This is a genomic window from Sulfitobacter sp. M13 (assembly GCF_053474885.1).
This window is the reverse complement of record NZ_CM130281.1, coordinates 560,776-578,862: the sequence shown is the minus strand read 5'-3', so window position 1 is coordinate 578,862 and position 18,087 is coordinate 560,776. Positions and strand designations below refer to the sequence as shown.

At 60.8% G+C, this 18,087-nt stretch carries 14 protein-coding genes; 6 read left to right on the top strand and 8 right to left on the bottom strand.

Annotated features, from left to right (window positions below; all coding sequences use genetic code 11):
* Positions 1-2 precede the first annotated feature (2 nt).
* Both ACVBAU_RS02645 and ACVBAU_RS02640 read right to left on the bottom strand, forming a co-directional pair.
* Positions 3-857 (bottom strand): SDR family oxidoreductase, encoded by an 855-nt coding sequence (locus tag ACVBAU_RS02645; protein ID WP_448327742.1) that lies wholly within the window; start codon positions 855-857, stop codon positions 3-5.
* 12 nt (positions 858-869) lie between these two features.
* The gene (locus ACVBAU_RS02640) at positions 870-2,132 is read right to left on the bottom strand and encodes a glycosyltransferase family 4 protein (RefSeq protein WP_448327740.1); all 1,263 of its coding nucleotides are present in this window, start codon (positions 2,130-2,132) and stop codon (positions 870-872) included.
* Positions 2,133-2,246: 114 nt separating this feature from the next.
* Here ACVBAU_RS02640 and ade point away from each other — a divergent pair, with 114 nt between their 5' ends.
* The 6 genes from ade (at position 2,247) to msrA (ending at position 8,021) form a co-directional block, all read left to right on the top strand.
* Positions 2,247-4,049: an adenine deaminase gene (gene ade / locus ACVBAU_RS02635; RefSeq protein WP_448327738.1), complete on the top strand. Its 1,803-nt coding sequence runs from the start codon at positions 2,247-2,249 to the stop codon at positions 4,047-4,049.
* Complete coding sequence (locus ACVBAU_RS02630; RefSeq protein WP_448327737.1) at positions 4,046-5,509, top strand: AMP nucleosidase; 1,464 nt, start codon at positions 4,046-4,048, stop codon at positions 5,507-5,509. Before ade ends, ACVBAU_RS02630 begins: the two co-directional genes overlap by 4 nt.
* 129 nt (positions 5,510-5,638) lie before the next feature.
* A complete protein-coding gene (locus tag ACVBAU_RS02625) occupies positions 5,639-5,929 on the top strand; it encodes an HU family DNA-binding protein (protein WP_254700461.1) in 291 nt (96 codons plus the stop codon).
* Positions 5,930-6,074: 145 nt separating this feature from the next.
* Positions 6,075-6,944 carry a DMT family transporter gene (locus tag ACVBAU_RS02620; RefSeq protein ID WP_448327734.1) on the top strand — a complete coding sequence of 290 codons (870 nt, stop codon included), beginning with the start codon at positions 6,075-6,077 and terminating at the stop codon, positions 6,942-6,944.
* A gap of 121 nt (positions 6,945-7,065) precedes the next feature.
* Positions 7,066-7,515, top strand: coding sequence for a peptide-methionine (R)-S-oxide reductase MsrB (gene msrB, locus ACVBAU_RS02615; protein ID WP_138924558.1), 450 nt, complete (start codon positions 7,066-7,068; stop codon positions 7,513-7,515).
* Positions 7,512-8,021, top strand: a complete 510-nt coding sequence (gene msrA / locus ACVBAU_RS02610; protein ID WP_138924559.1) for a peptide-methionine (S)-S-oxide reductase MsrA — start codon at positions 7,512-7,514, stop codon at positions 8,019-8,021. Before msrB ends, msrA begins: the two co-directional genes overlap by 4 nt.
* 54 nt (positions 8,022-8,075) lie before the next feature.
* Here the strand turns inward: msrA and ACVBAU_RS02605 are convergent, their stop codons facing one another.
* The 6 genes from ACVBAU_RS02605 to gltB form a co-directional block, all read right to left on the bottom strand.
* Positions 8,076-10,082: a hydantoinase/oxoprolinase N-terminal domain-containing protein gene (locus ACVBAU_RS02605; protein WP_448327732.1), complete on the bottom strand. Its 2,007-nt coding sequence runs from the start codon at positions 10,080-10,082 to the stop codon at positions 8,076-8,078.
* A 61-nt stretch (positions 10,083-10,143) separates the two neighbouring features.
* Positions 10,144-11,202, bottom strand: coding sequence for a tRNA epoxyqueuosine(34) reductase QueG (gene queG, locus ACVBAU_RS02600; protein ID WP_448327730.1), 1,059 nt, complete (start codon positions 11,200-11,202; stop codon positions 10,144-10,146).
* Between the two features lie 15 nt (positions 11,203-11,217).
* Complete coding sequence (gene fzlA, locus ACVBAU_RS02595) at positions 11,218-11,883, bottom strand: FtsZ-binding protein FzlA (protein ID WP_093731617.1); 666 nt, start codon at positions 11,881-11,883, stop codon at positions 11,218-11,220.
* 61 nt (positions 11,884-11,944) lie between these two features.
* Positions 11,945-12,691: a monofunctional biosynthetic peptidoglycan transglycosylase gene (gene mtgA / locus ACVBAU_RS02590; protein ID WP_138924562.1), complete on the bottom strand. Its 747-nt coding sequence runs from the start codon at positions 12,689-12,691 to the stop codon at positions 11,945-11,947.
* Between the two features lie 27 nt (positions 12,692-12,718).
* On the bottom strand, positions 12,719-13,432 hold the full coding sequence (locus ACVBAU_RS02585; protein ID WP_448327727.1) for an SGNH/GDSL hydrolase family protein: 714 nt from the start codon (positions 13,430-13,432) through the stop codon (positions 12,719-12,721).
* Positions 13,433-13,533: 101 nt separating this feature from the next.
* On the bottom strand, positions 13,534-18,066 hold the full coding sequence (gene gltB / locus ACVBAU_RS02580; protein WP_138924564.1) for a glutamate synthase large subunit: 4,533 nt from the start codon (positions 18,064-18,066) through the stop codon (positions 13,534-13,536).
* Positions 18,067-18,087: the final 21 nt, after the last annotated feature.

Genomic DNA, 18,087 nt, shown 5'->3' with positions numbered 1-18,087 from the left:
GGTCAGCCGTCTTGTTCAATCAATGCCGCAAGCCCCGATCGATAGGTCGGATACTGCGGTACCCAGCCCAACGCCTGCTTGGTGCGGTCGTTCCGAACCTTCTTGCTTTCCGCGTAAAAGCTGCGGGCCATCGGGGTCATATCGGCCTCTTCAAACGGTATCGCGGGGGGCACGGGCAGGCCGAGCAGTTCCGCCGCGTGAGCGATCACATCCTGAGGCGGCGCGGGGTCGTCGTCGCACAGGTTATAGACAGCCCCCGCATCGGGTCGCTGCAATGACAGCTCAAGCGCTTGGGCAATGTCTTCGACGTGGATGCGGGAAAACACCTGCCCCTGCTTGATGATCCGCCGCGCCGTACCGGCACGCACCTTGGCAAAGGGGCCGCGCCCGGGGCCATAGATGCCCGCCAAACGAAAGATATGCAGCGGCAAATCAGGGATCGCCTGCCACCGCGCCTCTGCCGTGACCCGGGCACGCCCGCGCTTTGTCGATGGTGTGAGTGGCGTGTCTTCGTCCACCCAATCGCCCGCGTGATCGCCGTAAACGCCCGTGGTCGACAGATAGCCAACCCACCGTAGATCGATGGCCGCGCGGGTGACCGCATCTTCCACCGCATTCAACACAGGATCGCCAGCACTGTCCGGTCCGGCGGAGACAAGCACGTTGGGAAACTCTGCGATCAACGCGCCCAGATCAGCGCCGGGCCAAACGATCGGCTCTACACCCGTGGCGGCAATGGCGTCGGCCTTGTCAGCGCTGCGCGTGGTGCCGACGATACGCCAGCCATGCGGCACCAGACGCGCCGCCAATGCGCGCGCGCTAAAACCGTGACCGATTGAAAGCAGCGTTTTGTCCATGGGACGTCCTTTCTATGTCGTCGTCTTGGGCAGGTTGATCCGCTGGCCTTTGGGGACCAACGCATTCATCTGCGCGATATGTTCCGGCAGGCACTTGGACAAAAAGTCATACGTCTTGACCACATGCGCCCGTGCCGCAGGCCCTAAATGCGCATATCGCGTCGGATGGGCCAAGACTTCTGCCACCTGATCGCCCAGCGCATCGGGATCAAAGAAATCGCACAGCAGGCCGGTTTCGCCATGGGTAATCGCCTCGCGCACGGGGGCCACATCAGAGCCGACAATCGTCGCGCCCATCGCCATCGCTTCGAGCAGAGACCACGACAGCACAAACGGCATCGTCAGATACAAATGGCAGCGGCTGATCTGCACGACCTTCTGGTAATCCTCGTAAGGCAGCTTGCCCAGAAAATGCACGCGGGACCAATCCACGTCCTTGCCAACCTCTGCCTCCATCTCGGCGCGCAGCCCGCCGGGGTGTTTGCTTTTGCCGCCATAAGACGTGTCATTCCCGCCCACCACCAGCACCCGCGCATTGGGCCGTTGTTTCAGGATGCGAGGCAGCGCCCGCATGAACACATGGAATCCCCGCGTGCGTTCAAGGTTGCGCGATACGAAGGTCAGCACCTCGTCGTCCTTCGTCAGTACGTGGTCCAGCCGCCCCAGTTTCAGCGTCACCGACGGGTTCGGGCGCAGCTGATCGGTGCGTATCCCGTCGTGGCAGACATAGAGCTTGCGATGAAAGCTTTGCGGGAAACGGTCGCGCTGCCAGTAGGTCGGGCTTAGCCCCACATCAACGGTTTCGATATTCGCCAGCGGCACGGCGTTGCGCGCATGCAGCAAAAACGGTGTGTTCTCGGTCACGGGCTCTTCGGGGTCAAAGCCCACGGGCCCGCCGGTTTCGCTGTAATAGTATTCGAAAAAGCCGATGATCGGGACATCGGGCCATATCTGTTTGAAAAACGTCAGCTCCCCCCACCCCACGTGTCCCACGACAATATCCGGCTTGAACCCTTCGCTGCGTTCGATCTGCTTGGCCGCACGGGCAGCGCCCAAACCGTTGCCCGTGGATTCCTCCCAGTTCTTTGACAGCCCATAGGCGTCCTCTGCCGGTCGGTGATGAGTCTTGTAGACCCGCGTTTCGACGCCATCAAAGCGGGGCGGGTTCTTGCGTTGGGTCAGAAAATAGATCTGGTGCGCACGTTGGTCGGCCAGCCATTGCACCAGCTCGCGGTATTGGCCGGGCATATTCTGGTGCACAAACATAATCTTCATGGGATAGCCTTACGTGCTGTTGGTCGCCCACAGTTAGCCCAGTCGGCATGGACAGTGCAAACGCCACAAAGCCTCGTGCTTGAACCTCGGGCAATCTTCGTGTCAACGTCAGGTATGAAAGAACACACATTCCCCTCATGGCCCGATGTGGCTGAACAACTGGTCGCCGTCGCAGCGGGACGCAGCGCTGCGGATACGATCATCACCGGCGGTATCTGGGTCAACGTGCATACGCGCGAAACCCTGCCGGACCATGACATCGCGATCAAGGCGGGCCGCATCGCCTTTGTCGGGCCGGACGCCAGCCATTGCAAAGGCGATGCGACCAAGGTGATCGAGGCCAAGGGCCGCTATATGATCCCGGGGCTATGCGACGGGCATATGCACATCGAAAGCGGCATGTTGACACCTGCGGAATTTGCCCGCGCCGTAATCCCCCATGGCACCACGTCAATGTTCACCGACCCGCACGAGATCGCCAATGTGCTGGGGCTGGAAGGCGTGCGCATGATGCATGACGAAGCCTTGATGCAGCCGGTGAATATCTTCACGCAAATGCCATCCTGTGCGCCCTCCGCCCCCGGCCTCGAGACCACCGGCTTTGAAATCACGGCAGAGGATGTCGCCGAGGCGATGCACTGGCCCGGTATCATCGGTCTGGGCGAGATGATGAACTTCCCCGGTGTGACGGCGGGCGACCCCAAGATGCTGGCCGAGATCGCGGCGACGCAACGCGCGGGCAAGACCGTGGGCGGGCACTATGCCTCGCCCGATCTGGGACCTGCCTTTGCTGCCTATGTGGCGGGCGGTCCGGCGGATGATCACGAAGGCACCTGCGAGGCAGACGCGATTGCGCGGATGCGTCAAGGGATGCGGTCGATGATCCGGCTGGGGTCTGCTTGGTACGACATCGAGACGCAGATCACCGCGATCACCGAAAAGGGGCTGGATTCGCGCAATATGATCCTGTGCACCGATGACTGCCATTCCGGCACCTTGGTGAATGACGGCCATATGAACCGCGTGGTGCGCCATGCCATTGACTGCGGCTGCGACCCTTTAATTGCGCTGCAAATGGCGACGATAAACACCGCGACGCATTTCGGGCTTGAACGCGAGATAGGGTCGCTGACGCCTGGACGACGTGCAGATGTGATCCTGACCTCCGACCTGAAAACCCTGCCCATCGAGACGGTGATCGCGCGCGGTCAGATCGTGGCCCAAGATGGTGCCTGTCTGGTGGCGTGTCCGCATTACGACTGGCCGCCCCATGCCCGGCAAACCGTAAACATGGGCAAAGACCTTGGCGCCGATGATTTCCAGATCACGGCGCCTGCGGGGGCCAATGCTGTTACCGCCAATGTGATCGGCGTCGTCGAAAACCAAGCCCCGACCCGTGCGCTGAAGTTCGAACTGCCCGTGACCGAAGGGCGCGTGCAATCCACGGGCGAGGTCTGCCAGATCGCGCTGGTTGAACGGCATCGCGGCACGGGCACTGTTGTCAACGCGCTGGTGTCTGGCTTTGGGTATCAGGGGCCGATGGCGATGGCGTCTACTGTGGCCCATGACAGTCACCACATGATCGTGGTGGGCACTGATACCGACAATATGGCGATGGCCGCGAACCGTCTGCGCGACGTCGGAGGCGGGATCACCATCTTCAAGGACGGCGGAGAGCTGGCCATGGTCGAACTGCCGATCGCTGGCCTGATGTCCGACAACCCCGCATCCGATGTCGCCGCCAAGACCGAAGCGATGATGCAGGCGATGCGCGATTGTGGGTGCACGTTGAACAACGCCTATATGCAGCATTCCCTTCTGGCACTTGTTGTCATTCCCGAATTGCGCATCTCTGACCTCGGACTGGTCGATGTGCGCAGTTTTGAATTTATTCCTTTATTAGAGCCTGTTTCATGACCAAAATCCTGACCCCAGATGCCCGCCCCGCCGAACAATTCACCGACGCTGCCGCCGCCGTTGCGCGCCTGATCGAACTTTACAGCCAAGCAACGGGTTTCCTGAGCGAACATTTCCAGAAAGCGATGGACAATGCGGCCCCCGAAACACGGATCAGGGCGTTCTACCCCGAGATCCGGTTCACCACCTCCAGCTATGCGCAGGTGGATTCGCGGTTGTCCTTTGGTCATGTGTCGTCGCCCGGCACGTTTTCGGCGACGATCACGCGGCCCGAACTGTTCAAACACTACCTAACGCAGCAAATCGGGCTGCTGATTGAAAACCACGGTCAACCCGTGACGATCGCTGTGTCGGATACTCCTATTCCGGTGCATTTCGCGGTTTCCAATGATGACAGCGTGACGATCCCGCAGGAAGGCGCTGCCGATTTCACCCTGCGCGATGTGTTTGATGTGCCGGACCTGAGCACCACAAATGACGATATCGTAAACGGGACCTATCTGCCCGTGGACAATGTACGCCCGCTGGCCCCCTTCACCGCGCAGCGTGTCGATTATTCGCTGGCACGGCTAACGCATTACACCGCCACCGATCCCGACCATTTCCAAAGCCACGTATTGTTCACCAATTACCAGTTCTACGTCACCGAGTTCGAGGAATACGCCCGCGCCATGCTGCGTGACCCTGATAGCGGCTACACGTCCTTCGTCTCTACCGGCAACGTCGAGATTTTGGACGGCGACGCGCCGCTGCATGCGTCAGTCAAAACACCGCAGATGCCGACCTATCACCTGAAACGCGCGAACGGGTCGGGCATCACGCTGGTTAATATCGGCGTCGGACCGTCCAACGCAAAAACCGCGACGGACCACATTGCCGTGCTGCGCCCCCATGCGTGGCTGATGGTTGGTCACTGCGCTGGCCTGCGCAACACCCAAGCGCTTGGGGATTTCGTGCTGGCGCATGGCTATCTGCGCGAAGACCACGTGCTGGACGACGATCTGCCGGTCTGGGTGCCGATCCCTGCGCTGGCGGAAATCCAGATCGCACTGGAAGACGCCGTTGAACAGGTCACCCAGCTTGAAGGCTACGAGCTAAAACGGATCATGCGCACAGGCACCGTCGCCACCATTGACAACCGCAACTGGGAACTGCGCGACCAATCCGGTCCGGTGCAGCGGCTTAGCCAGTCCCGCGCCGTGGCGCTGGATATGGAAAGTGCCACGATCGCAGCCAACGGCTACCGGTTCCGTGTGCCCTACGGCACGTTGCTTTGCGTCTCTGACAAACCGCTGCATGGCGAGTTGAAACTGCCCGGGATGGCGTCGGATTTCTATAAAACGCAGGTTGCGCGGCACTTGATGATTGGTATTCGGGCGATGGAACAACTGCGCGATATGCCGTTAGAGCGGTTGCATAGCCGGAAATTACGCTCTTTTGACGAAACTGCCTTTCTCTGAAGGTCGAAATCGGCTGAAAACAGCATGTTTTCACGGTTTCTTGCGACCTATTCGTTGTGTTCATACACAACATACCGTTACATTCTGCCCGTGAGGCCCTAATCCGGGCGGACGAAGGAGAAAAACAAGATGGCAACTAAACCAATGACAAAAACCCAGCTCGTCGCGGCTTTGGCTGAGGAAATGGGCGAAGACAAGAAATCGGCAAGCGCGGCACTGGACGCGGTTTGCGCGTTGATCACCAAAGAAGTTTCCGGCGGTGGCGCTGTGACCCTTCCGGGCATTGGCAAAATCTATTGCCGCGAGCGCCCCGAGCGTATGGTGCGCAACCCCGCCACTGGCGAACAGTTCAAGAAAGAAGCGGACAAGGTCGTCAAGATGACCATCGCGAAAGCGCTGAAAGACAGCGTTAACGAATAAGACTGTTCACAGTCTATTCTGACAAAGGGTCGCCCGCGGGGCGGCCCTTTGCGTTTGTGGCAGGTCAATGTTGCATCAAAAGCGCTTGCCCCTTCGGACCGACTGCGAAACTCTACGGCACCATACCGACCTGAAAGGCTTCCTCATGGATATACGCGCAATTCTCATGGGGCTGGCTTTTGCGGTGATGTGGTCGTCGGCGTTCACCTCGGCCCGGATCATCGTCGCAGATGCGTCCCCCCTTATGGCGCTGTCAGCGCGGTATCTTATTTCCGGCCTGCTTGGGGTAGGGATCGCGCTGGCGCTTGGCCAGACATGGCGGCTGACGCGCGCGCAATGGCGCGCCACCATCGTCTTCGGCATCCTGCAAAACGCGGTCTATCTGGGTCTGAACTTTGTGGCGATGCAAACGGTGCAGGCGTCATTGGCCGCGATTGTCGCCTCGACCATGCCGCTTCTGGTCGGACTGGCGACATGGCTGTTTCTGGGTGAAAAGCTTAGGCCGTTGGGCATCGCAGGGTTGGTCGCCGGTGTGATCGGGGTGACAATCATCATGGGTGCACGGATTGGCGGCGGCGTTGATTTGACGGGACTGCTGCTGTGCGGGGTCGGTGTGATTGCGCTGTCCGCCGCGACCTTGCTGGTGCGCGGTGCTACATCCGGCGGGAACTTCATGATGGTGGTCGGCTTGCAAATGCTGGTTGGCTGCGTCGCGTTGACCTTTGCAACCGTGCTGTTTGAGACGCCACGCATCACCCCAAGCTGGCCGCTGGCGCTGGCGTTCCTGTACACCTGTCTGGTGCCGGGGCTGTTGGCCACGGTGGTCTGGTTCTGGCTGGTCAACCGCATCGGGGCGACCCGCGCTGCGACCTTCCATTTTCTCAACCCGTTCTTCGGGGTCGCGATTGCCTGGTTGTTGCTGGGCGAACCTTTGGGCCCCCAAGATATCCTTGGCGTGGCCGTGATCGCCTTGGGTATCCTTGCAGTGCAGGTCTCGCGCCAGCGCCGCACCTGACCCCGCGCCCCTTGGGCTGATCAACCACAAGGGGGTCACAGATCAGTGCGCCGGTGCAATACCCCTTTGAAAAACGCGCGCAGGCCCCATTTAATATATCAAACCGCAAAGGAGCCCTTCCATGCCCACCTATGAAAAGACCGACGCCGCCCTTAACGCTTTGTCGCCCGAAGAATTCCGTGTCACCCAGCAAGACGGCACCGAACGCCCGGGCACGGGCAAGCTACTGGATAACAAAGAACCGGGCATCTATGTCGACATCGTCTCGGGGGAACCGCTGTTCGCGTCCTCTGACAAATACGAATCCGGCTGTGGTTGGCCGAGCTTTACCAAACCCATCGAACCGGCCCATGTCAGTGAATTGCGCGACGCATCGCTGGGGATGGTCCGCACCGAAGTGCGCAGCGCCCATGGCGACAGCCATCTGGGTCACGTCTTCCCCGACGGTCCCGCAGACCGTGGCGGACTGCGCTATTGCATCAATTCCGCCTCGCTGCGCTTTATTCATCGTGACGACATGCAAGACGCAGGCTATGGCGATTATATCAACCAAGTGGAGGATGTAGCATGAGCGAACAACGCGCAGTACTGGCCGGAGGATGCTTTTGGGGCATGCAGGACCTGATCCGCAAACGCGAAGGGGTTGTGTCGACCCGCGTGGGCTATTCGGGCGGCGACGTGCCCAACGCCACCTACCGTGACCACGGCACCCACGCCGAGGCGATCGAGGTGACGTTTAACGACGACGTAATCAGCTATCGTGACCTGCTGGAACTGTTCTTCCAGATCCACGACCCGACAACCATGAACCGTCAAGGCAACGACCGCGGCCTCAGCTACCGTTCCGCGATCTATTTCGTAGACGAAGATCAAAAAGCCACGGCGCTGGACACGATTGCAGACGTCGAAGCATCGGGCATCTGGCCCGGCAAAGTCGTGACCGAGGTCGAACCCGTCAGCGATTTCTGGGAAGCAGAGCCAGAGCATCAAGATTACCTTGAGCGTATCCCAAACGGCTATACCTGCCATTTCCCGCGTCCCGATTGGGTGCTGCCCAAACGCGCGGCAGCGGAATAACACGGCAAAACGGCGCAGCCTCATAGGGTTTGCGCCGTTTTCTTTGAGGGGTACCTAGACCAATGCGACCCTCGGTCGGCCCGTCGCTTCAACCGTGAGCACCGCTTCGATAAAGACCTTGCGGCTTTCGACTTCGGCATAGCGGATATCGCGCTGCACCTCGGTTTGCATGTCGACCACGCCCGCTGCCCGTGCCGCTGTCTCTGCCTTTTCCCGCAGCATGTTTTCAAGCGTTTCAAGCGCCTGTGTCTGATCGCTGAAATCCTGCGGCCCGTCGGTCAGATACACTCTTAACCGCCCCTCTGCCGGGGACGTCACCGTGCCGCTTTCCCGCATGGTCACCCGCCCGACGACAGCGCCAATGGCATTTGCCACTGCGGCGTGTTCAGGCAGGATCATCTGCGTGCGCAGCCGTTCGCCCACCGCCGGATAATAGGCCGCAGCAGAGGCTCCAAGCCCGATCACCGGCACGTTCAACGCGGCTTCGATCCGCACAAGGCCTGCGTGACCCCGCAACCCGCGCTGCAACAGTTCGTGCCGGGCAAGCGTTTCGGGTTCTGCATCAAACGCAGTGTCTTCCTCGGCCAGCGCCGCCTCTAGCAACGCCAGACTGGTCTGTTCGGTCAATTGATCCACGATCATCTGCGCCATAACGGCAGGATCAGGGGCCAACATCTGCCCCGCCCCTGTACGCCGCCGCCCGAACAGCCGCAGCGCCTTCTGCGCGGCCTCTGCGTCCCACGCATCCACGCGGCCCAGCGCATGGCTCGCATCCGAAGGGGTGACGCCGGCAAGTTGGACCAGCCCGCGTTCGACCAACCGTTTGAGGGCACCGGTTTCGATCCGCGCGCGCACGATTTCCGCCATCGGGTGCAGCCCATCGCCGATGCGTTCCAGCAAGGCTTCCTCGCGCACGGTGATCCCCTCGCGGGTTTGTCCGGCAACCGCACGCACAAAGCGCCCGTCATATTCGCCAGGCGTGGTGCTGCGCAGCTGTGCATCCAGTGCGGCGTGAACAACATCCGGCGCCTCTGTTGCGATCAAGGCCACGGGCAAGACCCGCTTTGGCCCCAGCGTCACGCCGCCTTGCAACCCTTCGGTCAGGAAATGGACCTCGCTGTCGCCCCCCAGACCGGTGGTGCGCATGGCGACGGCCTCTACCATCGTGCGGTAGCTGCCGACGCGGGCACCTGCGGGGTCAATCGCCGGCCGTCCTTCGCGCAGCAGTGCCACATCCGTGGTGGTGCCGCCGATATCACTGACCAACGCATGTGCCGCGCCGGTCATCCACCGCGCCCCGACAATCGAGGCCGCAGGCCCGCTGAGAATCGTTTCAATCGGTCGCGCACGCGCCTGTGCCGCAGAGATCAGTGCCCCATCGCCGCGTACGACCATCAACGGGGCCGTCACGCCGACGTCAGTCAACACATCCTCGGCGCGGCCAATCAACCTGTCGATCATCCCGATGAGCCGCGCATTCAGCACCGCCGTCAGCGCCCGTTTCGGCCCGTTGAGCTTGGCCGACAGTTGATGCGAGGCCGACACAGGCCGGCCCGTCACCTGCGCCACAAACGCAGCAACCCGCTGTTCGTGGACAGGGTTGCGCGTCGCAAACTGACTGGCGACCGCGAACCCGCTGACCTGCGATTTTTGCGCGGTCAGAAACGCGACCAGCGCGTCTTCGTCCAGCGGGGAAAGCTCTGCGCCTGCGTGGTCATGTCCGCCGCCCAAGATCAGATAGGGATCACCGTTCAGGGCCTCTGCCAGCCCGTGCGCCTGAAGGTCACGTTCTTTGAAACCGACATAGATCAGCGCCACGCGCCCGCCCTGCCCTTCGACCAATGCATTGGTTGCCAGCGTGGTGGATAGCGACGCCATCGCCACCTGACCCGCTGAAACATCAGCAGCCTCCAACACGCGGCGCACGGCTTGCCCCACACCGATGGCCAGATCGCCGCGGGTGGTCAGCGCCTTGGCCGAAGCGATCACCGTGGTTTCATCCCGGATCAGTACCGCATCCGTATAGGTGCCGCCCGTATCCACCCCAAGCAAAAGCGCCATTCAATTATCCTTGCACCGTTTTCCTAGGGTTTACCTGTTCCCGCGCAGCGGTCCAGCCCTGTCAGCCGTGGTTTTCGCCAAGACGCGTCACAGCCCATTGTGCAGCATCAACAACTGTGGCGTCAGGATCGTCCAGCAGACCCTGTGCCACAGGGACCAGCCGCGCCTGACCGGAGTTGCCAATGGCGTAAAGCACGTTGCGCATGAACCGGTTGCGCCCGATCCGCTTGATCGGCGACCCACTGAACCGCAGCCGGAACGCGGCATCATCCAGCGTCGCCAGCTCTGCCAGATCAGGCGCACCGACATCGCCGTGATAGCGCAGATCGCTCGCCGCGACGGCGAACTTGTTCCACGGGCAGGCGGCAAGGCAATCGTCACAGCCGTAGATGCGGTTGCCCATCTTGCTGCGCAATTCCAAATCGACCGGCCCGTTGTGTTCAATCGTCAGATAGGAAATGCAGCGCCGCGCATCCAGTTGATAGGGCGCGGGGAACGCATTGGTCGGGCAAGCCGTGAGGCATGACCGGCACGACCCGCAGTGATCCACCTCTGGCGCGTCGGGGGTGAAATCCAATGTGGTGAAGATCGCGCCAAGAAAGGCCCAGTTCCCCCAGTCGCGGCTAAGCAGATTCGTGTGCTTGCCTTGCCAGCCCAGCCCCGCCGCCTGCCCCAACGCCTTTTCCGGCACGGGGGCTGTATCGACAAAGACTTTCACCTCGCAAGGTTCTTGCGCCACCAGCCAGCGCGCCACCCGCTTGAGCCGTTTCTTTACGATGTCGTGGTAATCGCGTCCCTGCGCATAGACCGACACGCCTGCCTTGTCGGGGTGGTTCAGCACCTCGGTCGGATCGTATTCAGGCGTATAGCTCTCGGCCAGCATGATCACCGACCGCGCTTCGGGCCAAAGCGCTGCGGGGTTGCCGCGCCAGGCTATGCGGTCGGCCATCCATGACATCTGCCCGTGGTACCCTGCCTCGACAAAGGCCTGCAGCCGTTCGGGCACCTCGGGCACTGCATCGGGTCGGCATATACGGCACGAGACAAAGCCCTCGTCCAGCGCCTGCGCCACCAACCGACCCCGCAGGGCGTCCGTATCAACCGCCGGTGTCACAGACATCCGGCGGGGTGCCGATTAGAAATCAAGGTCATTGTAGTGTTTCGGCGGTGGGAAGCCGGGCACCTGATCGGCCAGCAACGACCGGAAGGCCGGGCGGGATTTGATCTTGGCATACCAGTCCTTGACCACGTCGGACCGGTTCCAGTCCACATCCGAGATATAATCAAGCGAGGACAGATGCGCCGCCGCTGCGAAATCGGCCAGCGTCATCACGTCGCCCGCCAGCCAGCGTCGGTGGTCCAGCAGCCACGCCATATAATCGATGTGGTATTTGATCGCCTTGGCCCCGTCCTTGACGTTGCGGCTGTCAGGAAACCCCTGCTTCATCACCTTTTTATTCACCCGCTCGTACAGCAGCTTTGAGGTGACTTCGTCGTGGAACTTGTCATCGAACCAGCTGACCAGACGGCGGACTTCAAGCCGCTGAATCGGATCACTGGGCATCAGCGACGGTTCAGGGCGGGTTTCTTCGATGTATTCACAGATCGCAGCGCTTTCGGACATGATGATGCCGTCGAGCTGTAAGACGGGGACTTTACCCGCAGGGTTGCGACGCATGAAATCTGGGTCTTGCTCCCAATACCGCTCTTCGACGCGTTCTACCTCGATCTTCTTCTCGGCGAGGCTCAGCCGGACTTTGCGGCAGAACGGCGACAGCGGGACGTGAAACAGGCGGGCCATAAAGGGGTTCCGGTACTAACAAACAAGGGTTTCATCCTCATGCCCGTCTTGGTTGGGTTTTTCAACTCTCGAAACAGGCTGCCCGCCCGTCCTTGCTGATTGTCGCCGCACCATCACGGATTTGGGCACTGCGCTTGCGCACCGAAGCGGACGGTCGCGTGGCAGAGCGCGTTTTGGGCGAGGGCAGGATCGCGGCCAGCCGTGCGGCTTGTGTCGCCGTCAGCTTGGCGGGAATCACCCCGAAATAATGTTGCGCCGCTGCATCGATACCAAAGATGCCTTCGTCAAACTCGGCGACGTTCAGATAGACCTCGATGATGCGTCGTTTGGTCCAGACGGTTTCGACCAGCGGCGTGATGCCGGCCTCAAGCGCTTTGCGCAGCCAGGTGCGCCCGTGCCACAGATAGACATTCTTGACCGTCTGCTGCGACAGGGTAGAAGCGCCACGGTTCGACCCTTCGGCAATAGCGCGCTTGATCGCAGCCAGATCAAAGCCCCAATGATTGCAGAAATTCGCGTCTTCTGCCGCCACCACAGACCGTGCCATGACAGGGGCCACTTCTTCCAGCGCGACCCATTGCTGGTCGACGCCCCCCAACCTGCGGCCTTCGCTGAACATATAAGGCGTGGTTGGCGGGTTAAGCACCGCAAACAGCAGCACCATTGCGACCAACAGGCCAAGCACGGTCAGCACCAGCTTGAACGCGCCCCTGACGACGCGCCGCTTCAACGACCGCAGCTGCGCCGCGGGTGAAGGCGGCTTTGCCCTGGTCTTGCTTTTGGATTTTGAAGATGCGCGTTTTGCCATAGCCATCAGCTATATCGCGCAACGCGCTTATTGTGAACGGGCACTGCGGGCGGAAATTCCTTTTGCCAGATAGGCCCCGATCAGCGCCGATGCCTTGGGCGACGGGTGGGTGTTGTCGCTGGCAAAGAGGCTGGGGTCGTTGCGGTCGATCACCAATTCGGAATCAAGAAACGTCACCCCCGGCGTCTGTGCGGCAAACCGTGCAATGCGGCGTTCCAGCAGCACCAGATCATCGCGGCAGCCTTCGAATGACCCTTTGCCGTTGCCGGCGTAATATCCCATCCACATCACCTGCGCACCGCTGCTGCGCAAGCGGGACAGAAAGGCCGGAACCTCTCCGCTGGCCGCATCCGCACCGATCAGCGTGTCGACCACCGGCGTGCAAGCCCCGCATTTGCAATCGTTGAACCCCAGATCATTGGCACCGCCATTGACGATAATCCAGTTCCAGCGCCCGCCGGGGTATTGGTCCTGAATGTCGAACCCCACGGCAGACAAAAGCGTGCTGTCATTGCTGAACTGCGCGCCCGGGACGGCCTTGCTGATCACATCACGATCAAGCGCTGTCGCCATCGCATCGGGGATCGCCTGATCGTTCGATCCGTTCCACGCCATCACGGAATCGCCGATCACCAGAATATCGCCGCCGCCCTTGGGCGTGCGGTCGGTACAGGCCGACAGGGTCAGCCCCAACATCAGCACAGCCATTAGCCCTGCGCGCGAGAGTATAGATTTGATCATCGTCCAACTATAGACCGCATCCGGCCGCGGTAAAGCGTATCAACCCGACAAAAGAAATCGGGCGCGAGGTTGCCCCCGCGCCCGATTCTTTCACTCGTTGCTTACTCCGCCGGTATCGCGTGCTCTTCGACGCTGAGAGGGGCGGGCAGATGGATCAACATCTCTTTGGGGCAAATCTGGACAAAGTTATCCTTTTCGATGTCCCAATGCTGCAGGATGTCTTCGGCCTTGCGGCTGTTGGTTTCCTGCAAGTGCCGTTCGATCAGGCCCTTCAGCTGGTTTTCCCAATGCGCCACTGTGACGGGGCAGGTCACCAGTGTTTCACGGTTCAGCATTTTCTCGACCTTGCCATCGGGGTTGTACAGATAGGCCATACCGCCCGTCATCCCCGCGCCAAAGTTTGCGCCGATCTCGCCCAGGATCACGGCCACGCCACCGGTCATGTATTCGCACCCGTTGCTGCCGCAGCCTTCGATCACGACATGCGCACCAGAGTTGCGGACCCCGAAACGTTCACCTGCACGGCCCGCTGCGAACAGGAAGCCCTTGGTCGCGCCATACAGCACGGTGTTGCCGATGATGGTGTTCTCAGAGGCCACGATGGTGCTTGCCATCGATGGACGCACGACGATGGTACCGCCCGACAGGCCCTTGCCAACATAGTCGTTCGCATCGCCCGATACTTCAAGCTTGAGCCCCGGTGCCGCGAACGCCCCCAGCGACTGCCCCGCCGAACCGGTCAGCTTGACTGTCAGGTGATCGGGCTGCAGCTGGTTGTTCATACCGAAGTTGCGGATGATGTGGCTCGAGACGCGGGTGCCCACGGTACGGTGCGTGTTCTGCACCGCATAGCTGAGCTGCATCTTCTCGCCATCCTCAAGGAACCGTGCGGCGTCGCGCACGATTTCAGAGTCCAGCGTGTCCAACACAGCGTTGCGCGGCTTGTTGCGGTCATAGACGATCTCTGCCGCGCCATCGACGGTGATAAGCAGCGGGTTGAGATCAAGATCGTCAAGGTGGGCAGAGCCACGGCTGACCTGCGCCAGCAGATCGGCACGGCCAATCACGTCATCCAGACTACGCGCCCCGATAGAGGCGAGCAATTCGCGGACTTCGGTGGCGTAGAAGGTGATCAGGTTCACAACCTTATCGGCGTTGCCGGTGAACTTGCCACGCAGCGCTTCGTCTTGGGTACAGACGCCGACGGGACAGGTGTTCGACTGGCACTGACGCACCATGATACAGCCCATCGCGATCAGAGCGGCGGTGCCAATGCCGTATTCCTCGGCCCCCATCATCGCGGCCATCACGATGTCACGGCCTGTGCGCAAACCACCATCGGTGCGCAGGGTGACGCGGTCACGCAGGTTGTTCATTGCCAGAACCTGATGCGCTTCGGTTAGGCCCATTTCCCATGGCAGACCCGCATATTTGATCGAGGTCGCAGGCGATGCACCCGTGCCGCCATTGTGGCCCGAGATCAGGATGATGTCCGCCTTGGCCTTCGCCACACCGGCGGCAATCGTGCCAACCCCCGACGACGCCACCAGTTTCACGGTCACCTTACAACGCGGGTTGATCTGCTTGAGGTCATAGATCAGCTGCGCAAGGTCTTCGATGGAATAGATATCGTGGTGCGGCGGAGGAGAGATCAGCGTCACCCCCTTGGTCGAATGGCGCAGACGGGCAATCAGGTCAGTGACCTTCATACCGGGCAGCTGGCCGCCCTCGCCGGGTTTGGCCCCCTGGGCGACCTTGATCTCAAGCTCTTCGCACTGGTTTAGGTATTCGGCGGTCACACCGAAACGACCCGACGCCACCTGCTTGATCTTGGCCGACGGGTTATCACCGTTGGCCTCGGGCACGAAGTGCGCCGGATCTTCGCCGCCTTCGCCAGAGTCTGACTTGGCCCCGATGCGGTTCATGGCAACGTTCAGGGTCTTGTGTGCCTCGGGCGACAGCGCGCCAAGGGACATGCCCGGCGTCACGAAACGCTTGCGAATAGAGGTGATGGATTCGACCTCTTCGATGGGCACAGGGGCCCCCAGTGGCTTGATATCCAGCAGGTCCCGCAGATGGATTGGCGGATTGCTTTGCATCTTGGCGCTATACTGCTTCCACATTTGGTAGGACGCTTTGTTGCAGGCCATTTGCAGCATGTGCATCGACGATGCTTCCCATGCGTGGGTCTCGCCGGATTGACGCGCTTTGTAGAAGCCGCCGATGGGCATAACGACGCCGTCGCCCTGCCAGCCACGATCGTGGACCGCCTCGGCCTTGCGCTGGATACCGGTCACACCGATCCCGCTGATACGGCTGGTCATGCCAGGGAAATATTCCGCACACATGGCGCGGCTTAGACCCACGGCTTCGAAATTCAGGCCGCCGCGGTAGGACGACATGACGCTGATCCCCATCTTGGCCATGATTTTCAGCAGACCTTGGTCAATCGCCTCGCGGTAGCGGGCCATCGCGGTGGTCAGGTTCATGTCCAGCAAACCACGACCGATGCGATCCGCCAGCGAATCCTCGGCAAGGTAGGCATTCACCACGGTCGCGCCGCAGCCGATCAGCACGGCAAAATAATGCGGGTCCACACATTCAGCCGCCCGCACGTTGAGCGAGGTAAACGTCCGCAGGCCCTTGCGGGTCAACTGGCTGTGCACGGCAGATGTCGCAAGGATCATCGGCATCGCCACACGGGTCGCGTTGCTGAACTGGTCGGTCAGCACGATGTGACCGGCACCAGAACGAACCGCGTCCTCGGCTTCGTCGCGGATGCGGCGCAGGTTTTCGCTCAGATTGTTGCCGCCTGCCTCGAAGGTACAGTCGATGGTGACAGAGTTCGCGTTGAATTCGGTCATCAACTGATCAAACTGCGCGTTCGCAAGGAACGGGCTGTCGAGCACAAGAATCTCTGTCTGCGCGCTGGATTCGTCCAGCACGTTCTTGAGGTTCCCGAACCGCGTTTTCAGGCTCATGACGCGGAATTCGCGCAAGCTATCGATCGGCGGGTTGGTCACCTGGCTAAAGTTCTGGCGGAAGAAGTGGCTGAGCGGGCGGTACTGGTTCGACAGAACTGCCGACGGCGTGTCGTCGCCCATAGAAGCCAGCGTCTCTTTCGCATCTTCGGCCATCGGGGCGAGGATTTGTTCAAGGTCTTCGATGGTGTAGCCCGCTGCCACCTGACGGCGGCGCAGTTCGTCGCCGGAAAACAGCGCCTTTTCCTCGACATCGCCAAGCGCTTTGTCCAGCTCGTTGATCTTGCCGACCCATTCGCCAAAGGGGCGCGACGCGGCGAGCTTGTCCTTGATTTCGGTATCGCCGAACATTTTGCCTTCTTCGATATCGACCGCCAGCAACTGACCAGGGCCAAGCGCGCCTTTGCGTACGACATTCGCCTCGTCCTGCGGCACCATGCCCGCTTCGGAACCGGCGATCAGCATGCCGTCAGCGGTGACGACGAAACGCATCGGGCGCAGGCCGTTGCGGTCAAGGCCGGCGCAAACCCAGCGGCCGTCAGTCATTGCCAGCGCTGCAGGACCATCCCAAGGCTCCATCACGGAGTTGCAGTAGGAATACATGTCGCGCCACGCCTGAGGCAGCTCGACCGCTTGCTTTGACCAGCTTTCAGGCACCAGCATTGTTTTCGCCATCGGGGCTGAACGACCCGCGCGCACCAGCACCTCGAACACCGCATCCAACGCGGCAGAGTCGGACGACCCGGCGGCGACGATCGGTTTGATGTCTTCGGCCATTTCGCCAAACGTGCCCGACGCCATGCGGATCTCGTGGCTTTTCATCCAGTTGATGTTTCCCTTGAGCGTGTTGATCTCGCCGTTGTGGGCCAGCATGCGGAATGGCTGCGCCAACCACCACTGTGGGAAAGTGTTGGTGGAATAACGCTGGTGATAGATCGCAAACGCGGATTCAAAGCGTTCGTCCATCAGGTCGGGATAGAAGTTGGCCACATCCTGCGCCAGCATCATACCCTTGTAGATGATCGACCGGCAGGACATCGACGCGATGTAAAGGGTCGGCACCTGTGCGGCCAGCGCGGCTTTTTCGATGCGACGACGGATGACATAAAGCTCACGCTCGAATGTTTCCTCGTCCACGCCCTTGGCGTTCGAAATCAGGATCTGTTCGATCTCGGGGCGGGTCGCGTTGGCCTTGTCGCCCAGAACCGACGTATCCACAGGCACGTGGCGCCAGCCGTAGATATAGTAGCCCATGCGCAGCACTTCGGTTTCAACGATGGTCCGGCAGGTTTCCTGCGCGGCAAAGTTGGTGCGCGGCAAAAAGACCTGACCGACGGCGATCAGTTCGCCTTCGCGGGGGCTGTGACCGGTGCGGCGCACCTGATCATAGAAAAAGTTGACGGGGATCTGCACGTGAATGCCTGCGCCGTCGCCGGTTTTACCGTCCGCATCAACAGCCCCGCGGTGCCAGATCGCCTTGAGCGCCTTGATGCCGTTTTCAACAACCGCACGGCTGCTGGAGCCGTCGATGTTCACGACAAGGCCAACACCGCAGGATGAATGCTCTTCTTCTTCGGAATACAGACCGTTTTCTGCCATGAAAGCGCGTTTTGCTTCTTCGCGTGCTACCCAGGCGTCATCATACTTGGTCATTTGGAATCTCCTAAATCGGGC